This window comes from Micromonospora sp. NPDC005163, from assembly GCF_053599835.1.
Window position 1 is genome coordinate 1 of the sequence record NZ_JBSFYP010000003.1, and the last position, 17,919, is coordinate 17,919.

The 17,919-nt window shown below is 72.2% G+C and carries 15 protein-coding genes and 2 pseudogenes; 11 read left to right on the forward strand and 6 right to left on the reverse strand.

What is annotated here, in order from left to right:
• Positions 1-185 (reverse strand): annotated as a pseudogene (locus ACWD6N_RS03230) (hypothetical protein); the annotation flags it as partial.
• Between ACWD6N_RS03230 and ACWD6N_RS03235 the strand changes: the two are divergent.
• The 3 genes and pseudogenes from ACWD6N_RS03235 to ACWD6N_RS03245 all read left to right on the forward strand — a co-directional run.
• A complete protein-coding gene (locus ACWD6N_RS03235; RefSeq protein ID WP_354964345.1) occupies positions 184-339 on the forward strand; it encodes a DUF4244 domain-containing protein in 156 nt (51 codons plus the stop codon). The pseudogene ACWD6N_RS03230 and the gene ACWD6N_RS03235 overlap by 2 nt on opposite strands.
• 125 nt (positions 340-464) lie before the next feature.
• Positions 465-782 (forward strand): TadE family type IV pilus minor pilin, encoded by a 318-nt coding sequence (locus ACWD6N_RS03240; RefSeq protein WP_387323561.1) that lies wholly within the window; start codon positions 465-467, stop codon positions 780-782.
• A gap of 212 nt (positions 783-994) precedes the next feature.
• Positions 995-1,405, forward strand: a pseudogene (locus tag ACWD6N_RS03245) (Rv3654c family TadE-like protein); the annotation flags it as partial.
• A 176-nt stretch (positions 1,406-1,581) separates the two neighbouring features.
• Here the strand turns inward: ACWD6N_RS03245 and ACWD6N_RS03250 are convergent.
• The 3 genes from ACWD6N_RS03250 to ACWD6N_RS03260 form a co-directional block, all read right to left on the reverse strand.
• Entirely contained in the window at positions 1,582-2,160 is a 579-nt protein-coding gene (locus ACWD6N_RS03250; protein WP_354964346.1) for an LURP-one-related/scramblase family protein, read from the reverse strand.
• 109 nt (positions 2,161-2,269) lie between these two features.
• Complete coding sequence (locus ACWD6N_RS03255) at positions 2,270-2,473, reverse strand: hypothetical protein (protein ID WP_354964347.1); 204 nt, start codon at positions 2,471-2,473, stop codon at positions 2,270-2,272.
• Between the two features lie 97 nt (positions 2,474-2,570).
• Positions 2,571-4,949 (reverse strand): DEAD/DEAH box helicase, encoded by a 2,379-nt coding sequence (locus ACWD6N_RS03260; protein ID WP_354964348.1) that lies wholly within the window; start codon positions 4,947-4,949, stop codon positions 2,571-2,573.
• Positions 4,950-5,089: 140 nt separating this feature from the next.
• Here ACWD6N_RS03260 and ACWD6N_RS03265 point away from each other — a divergent pair, with 140 nt between their 5' ends.
• From ACWD6N_RS03265 to ACWD6N_RS03295, 7 genes are all read left to right on the forward strand, one after another.
• Positions 5,090-5,446 carry an STAS domain-containing protein gene (locus ACWD6N_RS03265; RefSeq protein ID WP_354964349.1) on the forward strand — a complete coding sequence of 119 codons (357 nt, stop codon included), beginning with the start codon at positions 5,090-5,092 and terminating at the stop codon, positions 5,444-5,446.
• On the forward strand, positions 5,443-5,880 hold the full coding sequence (locus tag ACWD6N_RS03270; RefSeq protein WP_354964350.1) for an ATP-binding protein: 438 nt from the start codon (positions 5,443-5,445) through the stop codon (positions 5,878-5,880). Before ACWD6N_RS03265 ends, ACWD6N_RS03270 begins: the two co-directional genes overlap by 4 nt.
• A 327-nt stretch (positions 5,881-6,207) precedes the next feature.
• Positions 6,208-8,556 (forward strand): sodium-translocating pyrophosphatase, encoded by a 2,349-nt coding sequence (locus ACWD6N_RS03275; protein ID WP_387322852.1) that lies wholly within the window; start codon positions 6,208-6,210, stop codon positions 8,554-8,556.
• Between the two features lie 116 nt (positions 8,557-8,672).
• Positions 8,673-9,215 (forward strand): nucleoside/nucleotide kinase family protein, encoded by a 543-nt coding sequence (locus ACWD6N_RS03280; protein WP_354964352.1) that lies wholly within the window; start codon positions 8,673-8,675, stop codon positions 9,213-9,215.
• Positions 9,206-9,955: a hypothetical protein gene (locus ACWD6N_RS03285; RefSeq protein WP_354964353.1), complete on the forward strand. Its 750-nt coding sequence runs from the start codon at positions 9,206-9,208 to the stop codon at positions 9,953-9,955. Before ACWD6N_RS03280 ends, ACWD6N_RS03285 begins: the two co-directional genes overlap by 10 nt.
• Positions 9,956-10,327: 372 nt before the next feature.
• Positions 10,328-13,147 carry a type I DNA topoisomerase gene (topA, locus tag ACWD6N_RS03290; protein ID WP_387322855.1) on the forward strand — a complete coding sequence of 940 codons (2,820 nt, stop codon included), beginning with the start codon at positions 10,328-10,330 and terminating at the stop codon, positions 13,145-13,147.
• An 80-nt stretch (positions 13,148-13,227) separates the two neighbouring features.
• On the forward strand, positions 13,228-14,454 hold the full coding sequence (locus ACWD6N_RS03295; protein ID WP_354964355.1) for a CapA family protein: 1,227 nt from the start codon (positions 13,228-13,230) through the stop codon (positions 14,452-14,454).
• Here the strand turns inward: ACWD6N_RS03295 and ACWD6N_RS03300 are convergent.
• Entirely contained in the window at positions 14,430-15,773 is a 1,344-nt protein-coding gene (locus ACWD6N_RS03300) for a D-arabinono-1,4-lactone oxidase (protein ID WP_354964356.1), read from the reverse strand. The genes ACWD6N_RS03295 and ACWD6N_RS03300 overlap by 25 nt on opposite strands.
• A 226-nt stretch (positions 15,774-15,999) precedes the next feature.
• Here ACWD6N_RS03300 and ACWD6N_RS03305 point away from each other — a divergent pair, with 226 nt between their 5' ends.
• Positions 16,000-16,605 carry a TetR/AcrR family transcriptional regulator gene (locus ACWD6N_RS03305; protein ID WP_354964622.1) on the forward strand — a complete coding sequence of 202 codons (606 nt, stop codon included), beginning with the start codon at positions 16,000-16,002 and terminating at the stop codon, positions 16,603-16,605.
• Positions 16,606-16,646: 41 nt separating this feature from the next.
• Here the strand turns inward: ACWD6N_RS03305 and ACWD6N_RS03310 are convergent, their stop codons facing one another.
• Complete coding sequence (locus tag ACWD6N_RS03310; RefSeq protein ID WP_354964357.1) at positions 16,647-17,855, reverse strand: amino acid deaminase/aldolase; 1,209 nt, start codon at positions 17,853-17,855, stop codon at positions 16,647-16,649.
• Positions 17,856-17,919 lie beyond the last annotated feature (64 nt).

The following is a 17,919-nucleotide window of genomic DNA, read 5'->3' on the forward strand; positions in this document are numbered from 1 at the left end:
CGCAGCCAGGTCATCTCGTCGATGTGCGCCGGCGGGCCGACGATCTGGGTGCCCTTGTGCTCCTTGTACTTCCAGTGCGCGGCGATGCCGAACTCGGCGGTGCGGTGCATCGCGTACGTGCGGATCTGCATCTCCACCGGCTTGCCGGTGGGCCCGATGACCGTCGTGTGCAACGACTGGTTCATGGCCCGCCTGCACGGCGACGCCGGGATGAACACCGCCGAGTACGCCGTCGGCACTCTCGCCGCCGTCGCCTTCGCGGGGATCCTGTTGAAGGTGTTGACCTCCGGCAACGTCCAGTCGGCGTTGACCGCCGTGATCGACCGGGCGCTCAAGTGATCGGGCGCCGGCAGACCGGCCGCTGTCGGGGGTCCGGCACCACCGGGTGGGCGGCCGGCGGCGGACGGAGATTCCGCTTCGTCGACCGGGCAGCCGGTGGGGACCGGGGGTCCTTCACCGCCGAACTGGCGGCCGGCCTGCCGGCGCTGCTCCTGCTCCTGCTCACCGGCCTGGCCGCGGTCAACGCGGTCAGCACCCGGGCGAGTTGCCTGCACGTGGCCCGGGAGGCGGCGCTGGCCGCCGCCCGGGGCGCGGACGGCAGTGCCGGCGGCCTGCGCGCGGCGCCGCCGGGGGCGGAGGTGTCGGTGTCGGTCGACGGCGACCGGGCGCAGGCGACGGTCCGGGCGCCCGTACGCGCGTTGGGCGGTCGCCTCCCGCGGATCACCGTGGTCGCTACCGCCGTCGCGGCCGTGGAACCCGGGGCCACCGAGGGCAGCCGATGAACCAATGCCCAGGCATGCCGAAGCAGCAGACCGGGCCGGGCCGGGCGCACCTCCGCCATGAACGACCGCACCCCGAGCGACCGCACCCCGAGCGACCGCACACCGAGCCACCGGAAACCGAGCGACCGCACACCGAGCCACCGGAAACCGAATGTCCGCACCGGGAGAGGCTCGACGCCGAGCGGACGGAGACTGCATGCCCGCCCGGGGACAGGCCCGACGCGGAGCGGACGGAGACTGCATACCCGCCCGGGCACACGCCCGATGCGGAGCGGACGGAGGCTGAGCGAGGCGGGGCAACCGTGCTCCTGCTCGCGATGGGTCTGGTGTTCGTGCTGGTGGGGACATTCGGCGCCGCCGTCGCCGCGGCCGGAATGGCGGCGCAACGGGCGGCGGTGGCGGCCGACCTGGGTGCGCTGGCCGGGGCGGCCAGGGCGCTCGACGGCGACGCGGCGGCGTGTGCGTCCGCTGCGGACATCGCTGGTCGCAACGGTGGCCGGCTGGTCGACTGTCGTACCGACGGGCTGGATGTGCTGGTGACCGTCCAGGTGGCGATCACGCCGCTGCCCGGCCTGACCCGGGTAGTGGCGTCAACGGCCCGCGCGGGCCCGGTGCGCGGTTGAACGATGCGCGGCCCGCACCCATCGACGGCATCAGCCGCGATGCGTCTACGACATCAGGTCCAGAGGCGCCGCAGAACAGCAGGCGGCCCGACAGCCGGCTGGCCGGGACGTGGGCCGACGGGCCCGTGTCCCGGCCAGCGGGCGAGAAGATGGGTGGCTCGGTGAGCCGGGGTGGGTCAGCGGGACTGGAGCGCGTCGAGAGCGACGGCCATGGCGATGACCAGGCGGCGGTCGATCTGCGGGTTCTGTACCTCGACGATGTACTTGTCGCGCAGGCCCCACTTCTTCACGACCGAGAAGACGGGCTGGCCGCCGGCGGTGAAGTCGAAGTGGTACGGCAGCCAGGACAGCGAGTCGACGAACCGGCGCAGCAGCGCCACCGGCATGCTGCGCTCCTGGCCCGTCACCTGCGGCAGGCCGTTCTGCTCGACGTGCCAGGTGGAACGGAGCAGCGACTGGGCGAAGTCCTTGCGGAACAGGCCGATCGGGTTGCCGGCCGCGTCGGTCACGTCGTACGTGGCGCCCAGGTCGAGGCGCTGGCGGGCCTTGAAGCCGAGCAGGGGCTGCTGCTTGGAGTCGTCGGTGTAGATCGTCACCTGCTCCTTGAAGGCGAGCCGCTTCTGCTGCGCGAAGGCCAGCAGTTCACCCTCGGTGCCGTCCGGCGAGACCGCCCGGACCTCGTACTGGTTGACCATCATCCGCAGCCGCTGGCGGATGTGGAACTGCTGCAGGGTCTGCAAGTTGTCGAGCTGCATCTGGTCTCCTCAGGGGGATTGTGCGCCGGAGTCTCGCACAGCCCGGCGACCGCCGCCGGCCCGCGTCCCGGCGCTCCCACCCGTGACCGTGCGGCCGTCCCTGCAGAGGTCAGCGGCCGTCGACGGTGACGCGCAGCGCCCAGCCGTTGAGAACCTGGTGGATGCCCTGCAGCCGCTCGTTGATCTGCTCCAGCCGTTCTGCCTGGGCCAGGGCGGCCAGTGCGGATCCGAGCGCGATCTGCTGGTCGAGGGTGAGTTTCTCCTGGTCGATGGTGTAGAGCAGGTCGACGGTCTCGGCGATGGTGTCGGCCACGGCTCCTCCTTGGGCACGGGACGGGCAGAAAAGGCAGGCATCGATGGAAGCGCTCCCATCATTGTGCCCCGTCCGGCTCGGGATCATGCAAGGTGGTTCAGGCGGGCAGGTTCGCCAGCACCACGTCGAGCACCCGGATCGCGTCCGGCTTGGAGAGCGGGTTGTTGCCGTTGCCGCACTTCGGCGACTGCACGCAGGACGGGCAACCCGTCTCGCAGCCGCACTCCGCGATCGCGTCCCGGGTGGCCCGCAGCCACGCCGACGCTGTCCCGTACGCCCGCTCGGCGAAGCCCGCACCGCCGGGGTGTCCGTCGTAGACGAAGACGGTCGGCGCCTCGGTGTCCGGGTGCACCGCCGTGGAGAGCCCGCCGATGTCCCACCGGTCGCAGGTGGCCATCAGCGGCAGCAGGCCGATCGCGGCGTGCTCGGCGGCGTGCAGCGCACCCGGCACGTCCGGGGCCTGCACACCGGCTGCGGCCAGTGACTGCGGCGACAGGGTGAACCAGACCGCCACCGTGCGCAGCTCCCGGGTGGGCAGGTCGAGCGGCCGGGTGTCGATCACCTCACCGGTGGCGATCCGGCGTCGCTGGTACGACACCACCTGGCTGGTCACGTCCACCTCGCCGAGGAACATGCCGACCGGCCCGGCGTCCACGTAGGAGCGCACCGACACCACGGACAGGTCGGTGACGTCCCGGGCGTGAGTGGACCAGTCCGGCTCCTCCACGTGCACCAGCGCGCAGCCGTCGGCGAGGTCGAGGTCGTCCACCACGTACGAGACGCCCTGGTGCAGGTAGACCGCGCCGGGGTGGAGCAGGAAGTGCGAGGAGCCGCCGTCGACCGTGCCCAGCAGCCGGCCGGTGGCCGACTCCACCACGCAGACCGGGGCGCCGCCCTGGCCGCGCAGGTCCACCTCGGGGCGCTCCCGGTGCCGCCAGTACCAGCCGGTGGGCCGTTGCCGCAGCGCCCCGGCCGTCACCAGCTCGTCGATCGCCTCCTTCGCCCCGTCACCGAAGAGTGTCAGGTCGGCCGGGGTCAGCGGGGCCTCGGCCGCGGCGCAGGCGAGCTGCGGGGCCAGCACGTACGGGTTGGCCGGGTCGAGCACCGTCGCCTCCACCGGCGCACCGAAGATCGCCTCCGGGTGGTGGACCAGATAGGTGTCCAGTGGATCGTCCCGGGCCACCAGCACAGCCAGGGCCTCCTGCCCGGAGCGCCCGGCGCGGCCGGCCTGCTGCCAGAGCGACGCCCGGGTGCCCGGATACCCGCAGATCAGCACCGCGTCCAGGCCGATCAGGTCCACGCCCAGTTCGAGCGCGTTGGTGGAGGCCAGGCCCAGCAGGTCACCGTGCAGCAGCGCCCGCTCCAACTCACGCCGCTCCTCACGCAGGTAGCCACCCCGGTAGGCGGCCACCCGCTTGCCGAGCCCCGGCACCGCCTCGTCCAACGACCGGCGCGCACTGGCGGCCACCACTTCGGCGCCCTTGCGGGACCGGACGAACGCGAGCGTGCGTACCCCCTCGGCGACCGTGTCGGCGAGCAGGTCCGCGGTCTCCCGCAGCGCCGACCGGCGGACCTGGATGAGGTCCGGCACGTCGTCGTGCCCGCCCGCCGCCTGGGCGGGCGCCGGGGACGAGGTCGCCGACGAGTCGGGTGGCAGCAGCGGCGGCTCCCAGAGTGCGAAGGTCACCCCGCCGCGCGGCGAGGCGTCCTCGGTGACCGCCGTCACCGGCAGGCCGGTCAGCCGTCCGGCCGCGGTCGCCGGGTCGCCGGAGGTCGCCGAGGCGAGCACGAACACCGGGGTGGCCCCGAACCGGGCGCACTGCCGGCGCAGCCGGCGCAGCACGTGCGCGACGTGCGAGCCGAACACCCCCCGGTAGGTGTGGCACTCGTCGATCACCACGTACGCCAGCCGGCGCAGGAAGCCCGACCACTGGGCGTGCCCGGGCAGGATGCCGTGGTGCAGCATGTCCGGGTTGGTCAGCACGAACCGGGAGTGCCGGCGAATCCACTCCCGCTCGGCGCGCGGAGTGTCCCCGTCGTAGCAGGCCGGGCGTACGCCCTCCAGTTCCAGCCCGGCCACGGCCCGCAGCTGGTCGGCGGCGAGCGCCTTGGTCGGCGCCAGGTACAGCACGGTGGCCCGGGGGTCGGCGAGCAGCGTGGCCAGCGATGGGAGCTGGTACGCCAGGGACTTGCCGGACGCGGTGCCGGTGGCGACCACGACGTGGCCGCCGTCGTACGCCAGGGTGGCCGCCTCGGCCTGGTGCCGCCAGGGCGCGACCACGCCGCGGCGGGCGAACGCCTCGCGCAGCTCCACGGGCGCCCACGGCGGCCACGGTGCGGGCACTCCGGCGCGGGCCGGCACCCGTTCGACGTGGGTGACCGGGTCACCGGCGCTTCGGGCGCGCAGCCGGCGCAGCAGGTCGACCGGCGATGGCTCGGGGCCGGGATCTGCGGATACGGTGGCTGCGGACGACACGCCCTGCACTCTCGCACTGGTGTTCGGAGATGAAAAGTCGGGCCGGGGGGTAAGGGGGAGCTTCCGTTGGTGACCGCAGGGTGGCCCAGCGGTAGTGGTTAGATGCCCAGGAGAGTTTACGGCTCTGGCGAGGAGGACCGATGGAGCTGTCGCTGGCGACCCGCACCGTGGGCGAGCACACGGTGCTCGAGGTCGGCGGTGAGGTGGACGTCTACACCGCGCCCCGGCTCCGCGAACGGCTCCTCGAACTGATCGACGGCGGCGCCCGGCACGTGGTGGTCGACCTCGGTCGGGTGGACTTCCTCGACTCGACCGGGCTGGGCGTGCTGGTCGGCGCGCTCAAGCGGCTCCGCACGGCCGGTGGCTCGTTCGCCCTGGTCTGCGACAAGGAGCCGCTGCTCAAGATCTTCCGGATCACCGCGCTGGACCAGGTGTTCCCGCTGTACCCCTCGGTCGACGCGGCGGTAGGCGCGGAACCGACCGGTGCCAGCGCGTGATGGCGACAGTCAAGCTCTCCTTCTCCCCGGCGCCGGTGCACGTACGTACCGCCCGGCTGGTCGGTGTCGCCGTCGCCCGGCGCGCGGGGGTCCGCGAGGATCTGCTGGACGAGGTGCGCCTGGCCATCGGCGAGGCGTGCACCCGGGCGGTGGCCCTGCACCGCCAGTACGGCCTGGCCGACCCGGTGCTGGTGGAGATGTCGGACGCCGGGTCGTACGCGGTGCGGGTGGTGGACCGGGCGCCGATCGAGGCCGGCATCGGGCTGGCCGCGCTGCCGCCGGACGAGCTGGCCAACGAGTCGCTCACCGATGAGGCGCTGACCACCGGAGTTGGTTTCGCCCTGCTCGCCGGCTTCGTCGAGGACCTTCAGGTGCGTCCGGTCGACGATGGCGTCGGCACCGAGGTGCGGATGGTGTGGCCGGTCGGCCGCTGACCCGTTCGTTCTGTTCTGTTCCATACAGGCCGCATCCCCGCCGGGGTGCGGCCTTTTTGCCATGGGCCGGGCCCTATATCAGATTTCGTTTCATAACACAGCGACGAAGATCATCGAGACATGGTGCCACCTCGGTGTGACCTCCAACACTCCGGAGGGCTACAGTACCCGGGTTGTCAGCAAGTGATCCATCCCGCAGCCAGCGGGAATGGGTGGTCATCGCTGGTCCGCTGGGGTGGGTTGGCGCGCGCTTGCGAGTCCGCGTTCAGGCGCCGGTCGGTGCGTCTCCACTCACCGGCGCGAGTGTTCGGTAACAGGAGGACACAGATGTCCGAGACCTTGGCCGCCGACGCCGGCGGGCTGTCCCTAACCGGAAGCAATGTCACGTACGTCGTCATCGCCGCGGTAATCGCGCTGGTGGCGCTCGTCTTCGCCGCCGCCCTGACAAAGGCGGTGCTGGCAGCCGGCAAGGGCACCACCAACATGCAGGAGATCTCGGGGGCGGTCCAGGAGGGCGCTTCCGCCTACCTGCTCCGCCAATTCCGCACTCTGGCGATCTTCGTTGTCATCGCCGTGGTGCTGCTCTTCCTGCTGCCGGTGCACGACACCGACGGCAGCGAGACCGCCGTGAAGTTCGGCCGCTCGCTCTTCTTCGTGGTGGGCGCCCTGTTCAGCGCGTCCATCGGTGGTGCCGGCATGTGGCTGGCCACCCGCGCCAACCTGCGCGTGGCCGCCGCCGCCCGGGAGCGAGAGGGTGGCCGCGAGGCGGCCATGAAGATCGCCTTCCGCACCGGCGGCGTGGTGGGCTTCCTCACCGTCGGTCTCGGCCTGTTCGGCGCCGCGCTGGTCGTCCTGGTCTACCGGGGCGACGCACCGACCGTGCTGGAGGGCTTCGGCTTCGGCGCCGCGCTGCTCGCGATGTTCATGCGGGTCGGCGGCGGCATCTTCACCAAGGCGGCCGACGTCGGCGCCGACCTGGTCGGCAAGGTCGAGCAGGGCATCCCCGAGGACGACCCGCGCAACGCCGCCACCATCGCCGACAACGTGGGCGACAACGTCGGTGACTGCGCCGGCATGGCCGCCGACCTGTTCGAGTCGTACGCGGTGACGCTGGTCGCCGCGCTGATCCTCGGTCGGGCCGCGTTCGGCGAGGATGGCCTGGTCTTCCCGCTGATCATCTCCACCATCGGCGTGCTGGTCGCGATCGTCGGCGTCTTCATCACCCGGCTGCGCGCGTCCGATCGCAACGCCCTGACCGCGATCAACCGGGCGTTCTACCTCTCCGCGGTGCTCTCCGCGGTGCTGGTGGCGATCGCCGCCTACGCGTACCTCCCGGCGACCTTCGGCGAGTTCGGCAGCGGGCTCACCGACGCGGGCGGCAACCCGCGGCTGGTGGCCATTGGCGCCGTGGTGATCGGCATCGTGCTGGCCGCCGCGATCCAGGCACTGACCGGCTACTTCACCGAGACCAACCGGCGCCCGGTGCAGGACATCGGCAAGAGCTCGCAGACCGGCGCGGCCACCGTGATCCTGGCCGGCATCAGCATCGGCCTGGAGTCGGCGGTCTACTCGGCGCTGCTGATCGGTGCCGGCGTCTTCGGCGCGTTCCTGCTCGGCGGCAGCTCCATCACCCTGTCGCTGTTCGCGGTGGCGCTGGCCGGCACCGGCCTGCTCACCACGGTCGGCGTGATCGTCGCCATGGACACCTTCGGGCCGATCTCCGACAACGCCCAGGGCATCGCCGAGATGTCCGGTGACATCGACGAGCACGGCGCCCGGACGCTCACCGAGCTGGACGCGGTCGGCAACACCACCAAGGCGATCACCAAGGGCATCGCGATCGCCACGGCGGTGCTCGCCGCGACCGCGCTGTTCGGCTCGTACACCGACTCGCTCCGCAGCGCGTACGCGACGGCTGGCGTGGGCGACGTCGGGACGGAGATCCTCAACTCGCTGAACGTGGCCAACCCGCGCAACCTGGTCGGCCTGATCATCGGTGCGGCGGTGGTGTTCCTCTTCTCCGGGCTGGCCATCAACGCGGTGTCCCGCTCGGCCGGTGCCGTGGTGATGGAGGTCCGCCGGCAGTTCCGTGAGCTGCCCGGCATCATGGACCGCACCCAGCGCCCGGAGTACGGCAAGGTCGTGGACATCTGCACCCGGGACGCGCAGCGCGAGCTGATGACCCCCGGCCTGCTCGCCATCCTGGCGCCGATCGCGGTCGGCTTCGGCCTCGGGCCCGGCGCGCTCGCGGCCTACCTGGCCGGGGCGATCGGGGCCGGCACGCTGATGGCGGTCTTCCTGGCCAACTCCGGTGGCGCCTGGGACAACGCCAAGAAGCTGGTGGAGGACGGCGCGTACGGGGGCAAGGGCTCCGAGGCGCACTCCGCGACCGTCATCGGCGACACCGTCGGTGACCCGTTCAAGGACACCGCCGGCCCGGCCATCAACCCGCTGCTCAAGGTGATGAACCTGGTCTCGCTGCTGATCGCGCCGGCCGTGGTGGCGTTCAGCATCGGCGACGACCGGAACACCCCCGTGCGGGTGGCCATCGCGGTGGTGGCCGCGCTGATCATCGTGGCGTCGGTGGTGTTCAGCAAGCGCAAGGGCATCGCGATGGACGACTCCGACACCGGTGCGGGCAGCACGGACCACCGGCCGGAGACGGTCAACGCCTGACCATCCTCGGCACCGGGTCCCCGGTCGGCGTGCCACGCCGGCCGGGGACCGTCGGTTCCTCCTCCGGGGCCGTCTGACCGGTGCCACGCCTGGGCGGAGGTCGTACGCTGCAACGCATGCGTACGTGCCAGGCGTCTGCCGCCGGAAAGCTCACGGTGGTCCTGGCCACGCTCGTCGTTGTCCTCGCCGGCTGCGGTGGCGGTCCCAGCCCACGGGCCTGGGCGGCGACGGTCTGCGGCGCGCTCACCCCGTGGCGCTCCGAGATCAGCAAGTTGACCAGCAGCACGGATGAGCAGATGACCGCGCAGACCACGCCGGCGCAGGCCAAGGAGAACCTGGTGCGGCTCTTCGGTGGGGCGGAGCAGGCCAGCGAGACCGCGCGCCGCAAGGTGGAGCAGGCCGGCATCCCGGAGACGGACAACGGTGAGGCCATCTCGGCCGGTTTCCGCAGTTCCCTGGGGAAGATGCGGGACGCCTACGGGCGGGCCCGCGACACCATCGACAAGTTGGGCACCGGCGAGCCGACCGTCTTCTACGACGGCGTGCGGGCCGCGGTGGACACCCTCAACAAGGAGTACGACGCCAGCGCGCTGGACACCAGCCGGCTCAACTCCGAGGAGCTGAAACAAGCCTTCGACGAGGTGCCGGAGTGTCGCTGAGCGGGCTCGGCGACACCGGAGCGGCGCAGCCGCCCCCGGCGCTGTTCCCGGCACCCGAGCCCGACCCGTCGGCTTCCGAGGCGACGCGACGGCGGAGCGGGCCGACCCGGCACGGGTCGAGCGGGCCGTCCTCCGGGCCGGCGCAGACCGACGACGCGGGACATCAACTGGTCTTCTTCGGCGCGGAGGCGGCCGAACCGACGGTCGCTGACCTGGCCGGACTGCTCGCCGGGCCGGGCGAGATGGTGCGGATGGGCGGCACCGCCCGCCTCTCGGTGCACGTGGACGCCGCCTGGCGGGTGCACGTGCTGGTCGCGGAGCTGGCGCTGCGCGGGTTGGCGGCGAGCTGGGAGCCGACCGGGGACGCGCGACACGCCGTCCGTACCTCGTACACCCGGGTCCTGAAGCCGCTCGCGGTCGCGTGGCTGCACGGCCCGGCGAAACGTCCGCCGGCCACCTTGCACCTGACCGGCCGGCGGCTGCGGCTGTGGCTCGCCGCCGCCGGGACGCCGGAGCCACCCGACAGCTTCCTGCTACGGCTCGGCGCCGGTGACCAGGAGTGCTGGGACCCGGTCGGCACGGCGCTCGCCACCGCCGGGCTCGCCGGCACGTTGCTCGGCCCGGACGAGGGCGGCCCGGGGTACCGGATCACGGGCCGGCGCCGGTTGGGCCGGCTCGCCGAACTGGTCGGCGGGCCGCCGCGCGCGGCACCGGCCGACGCCTGGCCGACCCGACCCTGACCAGGGGACGAACCGGGTCATTCCCCTCAAGGCGGAGGTGGCGCCCGGGCGGCCGCGGCTGTCTGGTGCCGGACAGCCGGCGGGTTGATCCGGGCGGAAAACGGGCGGGTCGGACCTCGGCCGAGGGTCCGCCATCGTCACAGTGACCCGCTTCGAGCCCTACCCACGGTGTACGGTGGCGCCGTCCGGCAGTGCCGAGCGCGGTGGGGCGGAAGTGGACCGCCGCGCCGGAGCGGATTGCCGCCCGCGAAACCCGAAACGCGGACGGCGCGTTACGTTGGACATCCGGACCGCCGGTGCGACGGCGGGGTCGAGAGCGGTCGCTGTCCGGGGGCCGGCAGACCACGAGCAGGAGTGAGGTCGGGGAGAGACGTGCCGAGCAACGCTGGAACCACCCGTCTGGTCATCGTCGAGTCACCGGCGAAGGCCAAGACGATCTCGGGCTACCTCGGCCCGGGGTACGTCGTGGAGGCCAGCTTCGGTCACGTCCGCGACCTGCCACGCAACGCCGCCGACGTGCCGGCCAAGTACAAGGGTGAGGCGTGGGCCCGGCTCGGGGTGGACGTGGACAACGGCTTCCACGCGCTCTACGTCGTCTCCGCCGACCGCAAGCAGCAGATCAGCAAGCTGGTGAAGCTGGCCAAGGAGGTCGACGAGATCTTCCTGGCGACGGATGAGGACCGCGAGGGTGAGGCGATCGCCTGGCACCTGGTGGAGACGCTCAAGCCCAAGGTGCCGGTCAAGCGGATGGTCTTCCACGAGATCACCAAGCCGGCGATCCAGGCGGCGGTGGCCAACCCCCGCGAGATCGACCGCGACCTTGTCGACGCGCAGGAGGCCCGGCGGATCCTCGACCGGCTCTACGGCTACGAGGTATCTCCGGTGCTGTGGAAGAAGGTCATGCCGAAGCTCTCGGCCGGCCGGGTGCAGTCCGTGGCGACCCGGATCGTGGTCGAGCGGGAGCGGCAGCGGATGGCCTTCCGCACCGCTGAATACTGGGACATTCTGGCCACTCTCGCCGTGGCGAACGTCGGTGAGGGGCCGCGCGCGTTCAACGCCACCCTCATCGCGTTGAACGGCGACCGGATCGCCACCGGTAAGGATTTCGAGCCGACCACCGGTCGAGTGAAGCCCGGGGCCGGCGTCGTGCACCTGGACGAGGGCGGCGCCCGTGGGCTGGCGGCCCGGCTCGAGGGACGGCCGTTCACCGTCACCCGGGTCGAGGAGAAGCCCTACCGCCGCCGCCCGTACGCGCCGTTCATCACCTCGACGCTCCAGCAGGAGGCGGCCCGCAAGCTGCGCCTGTCGTCGCAGCAGACGATGCGCACCGCGCAGCGCCTGTACGAGAACGGCTACATCACCTATATGCGTACCGACTCGGTGAACCTGTCGGAGACCGCCATCTCGGCGGCCCGCCGGCAGATCGTCGAGCTGTACGGCGAGCGCAGCGTGCCGCCGGAGCCCCGCCGCTACACCGGCAAGGTGAAGAACGCGCAGGAGGCGCACGAGGCGATCCGCCCGGCGGGGGACAACTTCCGCACCCCGGGCGAGGTGGCCAAGGAGCTGTCCGCCGAGGAGTTCAAGCTCTACGAGCTGATCTGGCGCCGCACCATCGCCTCGCAGATGACCGACGCGGTCGGCTCCAGCGTCTCGGTGCGCATCCGCGCGGTCTCCACCTCCCAGGAGGAGGCCGACTTCGGCGCCACCGGCAAGACCATCACCGACCCGGGCTTCCTGCGCGCGTACGTCGAGTCGAGCGACGACGAGACCGCCGAGGCCGAGGACGCCGAGCGCCGCCTGCCCACCCTGGTCAAGGACCAGCCGCTGACCGCCGACGAACTCGCCGCGCAGGGCCACCACACCCAGCCGCCGTCGCGCTACACGGAGGCGTCGCTGGTCAAGGCACTGGAAGAGCTGGGCATCGGCCGGCCGTCCACGTACGCGTCGATCATGCAGACGATCCAGGACCGGGGGTACGTCACCAAGCGCGGCCAGGCGATGATCCCGACCTTCCTGGCCTTCGCGGTGATCGGCCTGATGGAGCGGCACTACCCGCGCCTCATCGACTACGACTTCACCGCCACGATGGAGAACGAGCTGGACGAGATCGCCGGCGGCGGCCACGCCGCCGTCGACTTCCTCACCGCGTTCTACTTCGGCGGCGCCAACGGTGCCGGCGACCAGGGCATCGCCCGCTCCGGCGGGCTCAAGAAGCTGGTCACCGAGAACCTCAGCGACATCGACGCACGCAGCGTCAACTCCATCCCGCTCTTCACCGACGACGACGGCCGGGAGGTCGTGGTCCGGGTGGGCCGGTACGGGCCGTACCTCCAGCGGGAGCTGCCCGGCGGCGAGCCGGCGGCACCGGCCGAGGGTGAGGAGGGTGGCACCCAGGGTGACCGGGCGCCGATCCCCGAGGGGCTGGCCCCCGACGAGCTGACCCCGGAGAAGGTGCACGAGCTGTTCCTCGGTGGCAGCGGCGAGCGCAAGCTCGGCGACGACCCGGGCACCGGCGAGCCGATCGTGCTCAAGTCCGGCCGGTTCGGCCCGTACGTGTCCAGCGGCGAGCGGAAGTCCTCGCTGCTGCGCTCGCAGACGCCGGATTCGCTGACCCTTGAGGAGGCGCTCAAGCTGCTCAGCCTGCCCCGGCTGGTCGGCGTCGCGCCCGACGGGGTCGAGGTGTTCGCCAACAACGGCCGCTACGGCCCGTACGTCAAGCGGGGCGAGGAGTTCCGGTCGCTGGAGTCCGAGGAGCAGATGTTCACGGTCGGCCTGGACGAGGCGCTGGCGCTGCTGGCCGCCCCGAAGGCCCGTGGACGGCGGGCCGCGGCGCCGCCGCTGCGCGAGATGGGCGTCGACCCGCTGACCGAGAAGCCGATGGTGATCAAGGACGGCCGGTTCGGCCCGTACGTCACCGACGGGGAGTTCAACGCGTCGCTGCGGCGTGGGCAGACCCCGGAGGCGCTGACCATCGAGGAAGCCTCGGAGATGCTGGCCGAGAAGCGGGCCAAGGGTCCGGCGCCGAAGAAGAAGGCGGCGGCGAAGAAGGCTCCGGCGAAGAAGGCCACGGCGGCCAAGAAGACGGCCGCTGCCAGCAAGTCCACCGCCGCGAAGAAGACCACCACCGCCAAGGCGACCACTGCCAGGAAGGCGGCCCCGAAGAAGGCCGCCGCCAGGCCCGCCGAGGAGTGACGGTCACCGACCCCTGTCCCTAATGGATGAAATGTCCTATTTGGTACGAGGGTTTGGTGGAGGTTCCCTAACGTGAGGGGATGTTCGCCACCACTGCCACGCGTCGCCGTTTACTCGTCAGCGCGTCGGCGGGAGCGTTGCTGCTTGCCGTGGCCGCGGTCGGCTCCTGGGCGATGGATGCCGAGAGCTCCGCGCCGGCCGGGGCCACCGCGTCACAGGCTGCCCCGCAGACCGTCGCCCCGGGGTCGTCCACCGGGCCGACCCGGGATGCCGCCAATCGGCGGACCGTGCGACTCGTCGCCGCGGGTGACGTTCTGGTTCATCCCGCTGTGACCGACCAGGCGCGTCGGGACGGCGCCCGGGCCGGCCGCCTGGACTTCGCCCCGATGTTCGCCGGGATCGCCCCAGCCGTCGGCGGCGCCGACCTGGCGCTGTGCCACCTCGAAACGCCACTGGCCGATCCCGCCGGCCCGTTCGCCGGCTATCCGTCGTTCAACGCGCCCCCGCAGGTGCTCGAGGGGCTGCGCGGTGCCGGGTTCGACGGCTGCTCGACCGCCTCCAACCACACCCTCGACCAGGGCGCCGACGGGGTGGCCCGGACGGTCCGCGCGCTCGAAGTCGCCGGGCTGGGGCACACCGGCAGCGCCCGCAGCGCCGCCGAGGCGGCCACGCCCCGGATCTACCAGGTCGGCGACGTCCGCGTCGCCCACCTGGCGTACAGCCTGAACTTCAACGGGCTGAGCCGCCCCCCGGGCCAGCCGTGGCTGGCCAACCTGATCGATCCGCCAGAGATCCTCGCCGCCGCCCACGAGGCGCGCGCCGCCGGCGCCGACATCGTCGTGCTCAGCCTGCACTGGGGTACGGAGTACCAGCACCTGCCGGACGCCGACCAGCGGGCCTGGGCACAGCAGTTGATCTCTTCGCCCGACGTGGACCTCATCCTGGGCCACCACGCCCACGCGGTGCAGCCGTTCCAGCGCTTCGGCGACAAGTGGGTGGTCTTCGGCATGGGCAACGAACTGGCCCGGCACGCGGAGCCGATCGACGACAACCGCGAGGGTGTGATGGCGCGAGCGACCTTCACCGAGACCGCCCCGGGGCGCTGGACGGTGACCCGGATGGAGGCGCTGCCAACCTGGACCGACCTGGCACCGGCCCTCCGGCTGGTCGACCTGACCGCAGCGCTGGCCGACCCGGCCACCCCGCCGGGTCTGCGGGGCGACTACCGGGCGGCGTACCAGCGGGTGCTCGGCTACGTCCGGTCCCTCGGCGCCGGCCCGGATCAGGTGGTGGCGTCGGGCGGCTGAGCGCCGCCACAGAGGACGCGGTCGATGTGGGCGTTGGTGAAGACGCGGTCGGGGTCCAGGCGGTCGCGGACGGCCAGGAAGTCGGCGAAGCGCGGGTAGGCGGTGGCCAGCGAGGCGGCGTCGCGGTAGTGCAGCTTGCCCCAGTGCGGCCGGCCGCCCAGTCCGGCGGCCACCTCCTCGAAGGCCCGGAAGTACGGCTCGTACGGCATGCCGACGTACTGGTGCACGGCGATGTACGCGGAGTCTCGGCCGTAGCCGTGCGACAGCCAGATGTCGTCGGCGGCGGTGAACCGCACCTCCACCGGGAAGAGCACCTTGAACGGCAGCCCGTCCACGATCCGCTGGAGTGCCGCCAGCGCCTCGGGTAGCGCCTCGCGGGGGAGGCCGTACTCCATCTCCAGGAAGCGGACCCGGCGCGGGGTGCAGAACACCCGGTCGGAGCGGCCGGTGTACCGGCGTTCGGTGAGCGCGCGGGCGGAGACGGCGCTGATCCTCGGTGCCAGCGTCGGCACGGCCCGGCCGAGCCGGCAGGCGCCGGCGAAGACGGTGTTGGCCAGGAAGTCGTCGTCCAGCCAGCCGCGCCATCGGGGCAGCGGCCGGTCGTTGGCGGGTACCCGGTCGTTGGTCTTGACCTGGACCCGTTCGGTGTAGGGGAACCAGTAGAACTCGACGTGGTCGTGGCCGTCGATCAGTGCCGGCAGTTCGTCGAGCACGTCGGCCAGCGCGGCCGGGCGTTCGTGGGCGTGCAGCACGAAGGCGTCCACGCAGCGCAGGGTCACCTCGACGAGCACACCGAGCGCGCCGAGCGACACCCGCGCGGCGGCGAAGACGTCCGGGTTCTCGTCGGCGGAGCAGCGCAGCACCTCCCCGGTGCCGGTGACCAGGGTGATCGCCTCGACGAAGGTGGACAGGCAGCCAAAGCCGGCGCCGGTGCCGTGGGTGCCCGTGGAGATCGCCCCGGCGACCGTCTGCGCGTCGATGTCGCCGAGGTTGGGCAGGGCGAGGCGGTGTCGGGCGAGCAGGCCGTTGAGGGCGTGCAGGGTCATCCCTGCCGGTACGGTGACGAGCCTGTGCTCGAGGTCGACGCTGACCATGGTGTCGAGCTCGGACAGCTCCATCCGCCGGTCGTCGGCGAGCGCGATGGCGGTGAATGAGTGGCCGCTGCCGGCCACCCGGATCCGGCCGCCGGAGGCGGCGGCGGCCCGGACGGCCTCGGCGACGTCAGCCGGCGAGCCGGGGCGGAGGATTGCGCTGGCGCTGCCACGCTGGTTACCGGCCCAGTTGGACCAGCGGGCGGTGAGCGGTGCGGTGCCGACCATGCTCGCTCCTCGAAAATGAATATGAAGTGACTTCATATCAGGAACGTTGTAGCTGGTAAATACCGCAATTGCGGTCCGCTCGTTGTACCGGTAGTCACGGACTCGTGACGTGGAGATATGTTCATCCGTCGAAGGGGGGTGGCGCCGAGTGTCCACACCAGCCGCCACGACCGGGCCGCTGCGCCGCGTACCGGTGCAGGGTCGAAGTGTCGCGCGGGTACAGCGCATGTTGGACGCCTGCGCCGAACTCGTCGACGAGGTGGGGTACGAAGGGCTGACCACGACCGTGCTCGCCGAGCGCGCCGAGGTGGCGATCGGGTCGGTCTACCAGTTCTTCCCGGACAAGCGGGCGATCGTGCAGGCATTGACCCTGCGCACGATGGAGTCCTACCTCCAGCGGCTGGACGAGCGGTTCGCCTCGGACGAGATGACCCACTGGTGGGACGGCGTCGACGCGGGGATCGATGAGTACATCACGATGCACCGCACCGTCCCCGGCTTCCGTACCCTGCACTTCGGCGACGTGGTCGACCTGCACCTGCTCGATGAGCAGCGCGACAACAACGGCGTGATCGCCGACCAGTTGGCGCGGGTGCTCACCGAGCGTTTCGGGCTGACCGACGTCCCGAAGCTCCGCTTCGTCCTCGAGATCGCGGTGGAGGCGGCCGACGCGCTGATCAAGCTCGCGTTCCGCCGGAGGTCCGACGGCGACGAGCGGGTGCTGCTCGAGGCCAAGGCGCTGATCCGGGAGTACCTGCACCGCCAGGTCGACGGCCCGGAGAGCGCGCGGTCGACCGCCGAGCAGCAGGCCGCGGCCGCCCAGCCCGCCTGACCCGGCCCGCCGGGTGGGCGGACCGGGCAGCGGGGGTGGCGTCAGAGGAACGCCTGCCCCTCACCCCGGTAGGTGGGCACGGTCGCCACGATCGCGTCCCCGTCGACCAGGTGCAGCTCGTTGACCCGTTCGCACAGCTCACCGGCTTTGGCGTGTCGGAACCACACCCGGTCGCCGATGGCCAGGGTTGCCGCCGCCGCGCCGGCCAGCGGGGTCTGCACCTCACCGGCCCCCTCGGTGCCGACCAGCTTCAGGCCGGCCGGCAACCACGGTCGGGGCAGTCGGCTGTCGGCGGCCGGGCCGGAGGCGATCCAGCCGCCGCCGAGCACGGTCGCCAGCTCCGGCGTCGGCCGACGCACCACCGCGCAGGCGAAGAACGCCGCCGGGGTGGGCCGCCAGGCACGGTAGGCGTCGAACAGCGTCGGCCCGTACAGGCCCGATCCCGCGGTGACCTCGGTGACCGCGGGATCGGCGCTGGTCGCGGCCACGCTGCCGGTGCCGCCACCGTTGACGAACTCCAGGTCGGCGTGCTGACGGACCGCGGCCACCGCCGCGCTCCGGCGGGCCAGCAACTCGCGGTACGACCCGCGCTGGGCCAGCCGGATCGCGCCGGCCAGCAGCGCCTGCCCCGGCGGCGCGTCGCCCAGGCCGGCGATCTGCGCCTCGTACGACATGAGGCCGACCAGCCGGAAGCCGGCGCGGCCGGCGACGGTGGCGGCGAGCGCGCCGGCCGCTCGGGCGCTGTGCACCGGTGAGCGGCGGACGCCGACGTGCACCCGCCCGCGCAGCGGTCGCCAGGAGGCGTCCAGGTCAAGGCAGAGCCGCAGCTCGGCGCGCTGCCCGGGGGCTCGCACGGCGTCGATGAGATCGAGCTGCCCGCTGCCGTCGATCATCAGGGTGATCGCGGCGGCCAGCGCCGGGTCGGCTGCCACCTCGGCGAGCGCCGAGCGGTCCGCGCTGGGGTACGCGACCAGCACGTCGTCGCTCACCCCCGCCCGGACCAGCCAGATCGCCTCGGGCAGGGTGAACGCCATCACGCCCCGCCAACCGGGCCGGGCGAGCGCCCGGCTGATCAGCTCCCGGCTGCGGACCGACTTGCTAGCCAGTCGGACCGGTTTGCCGGCGGCGCGGTCGGCCAGGGCGGCCGAGTTGGCGTCGAAGGCGGTGAGATCCACCACCGCGTACGGCGGGTCGAGGTGGGCGGTCGCGCGATCCAGGCGCTCGCGAAGTTTGTCGCTTTCGATGGCCACGTGTGCACGCTAACTGTCTGACGGCAAATGCGAAACACCCTCGCGTATAACCCGGGCTGCGGTT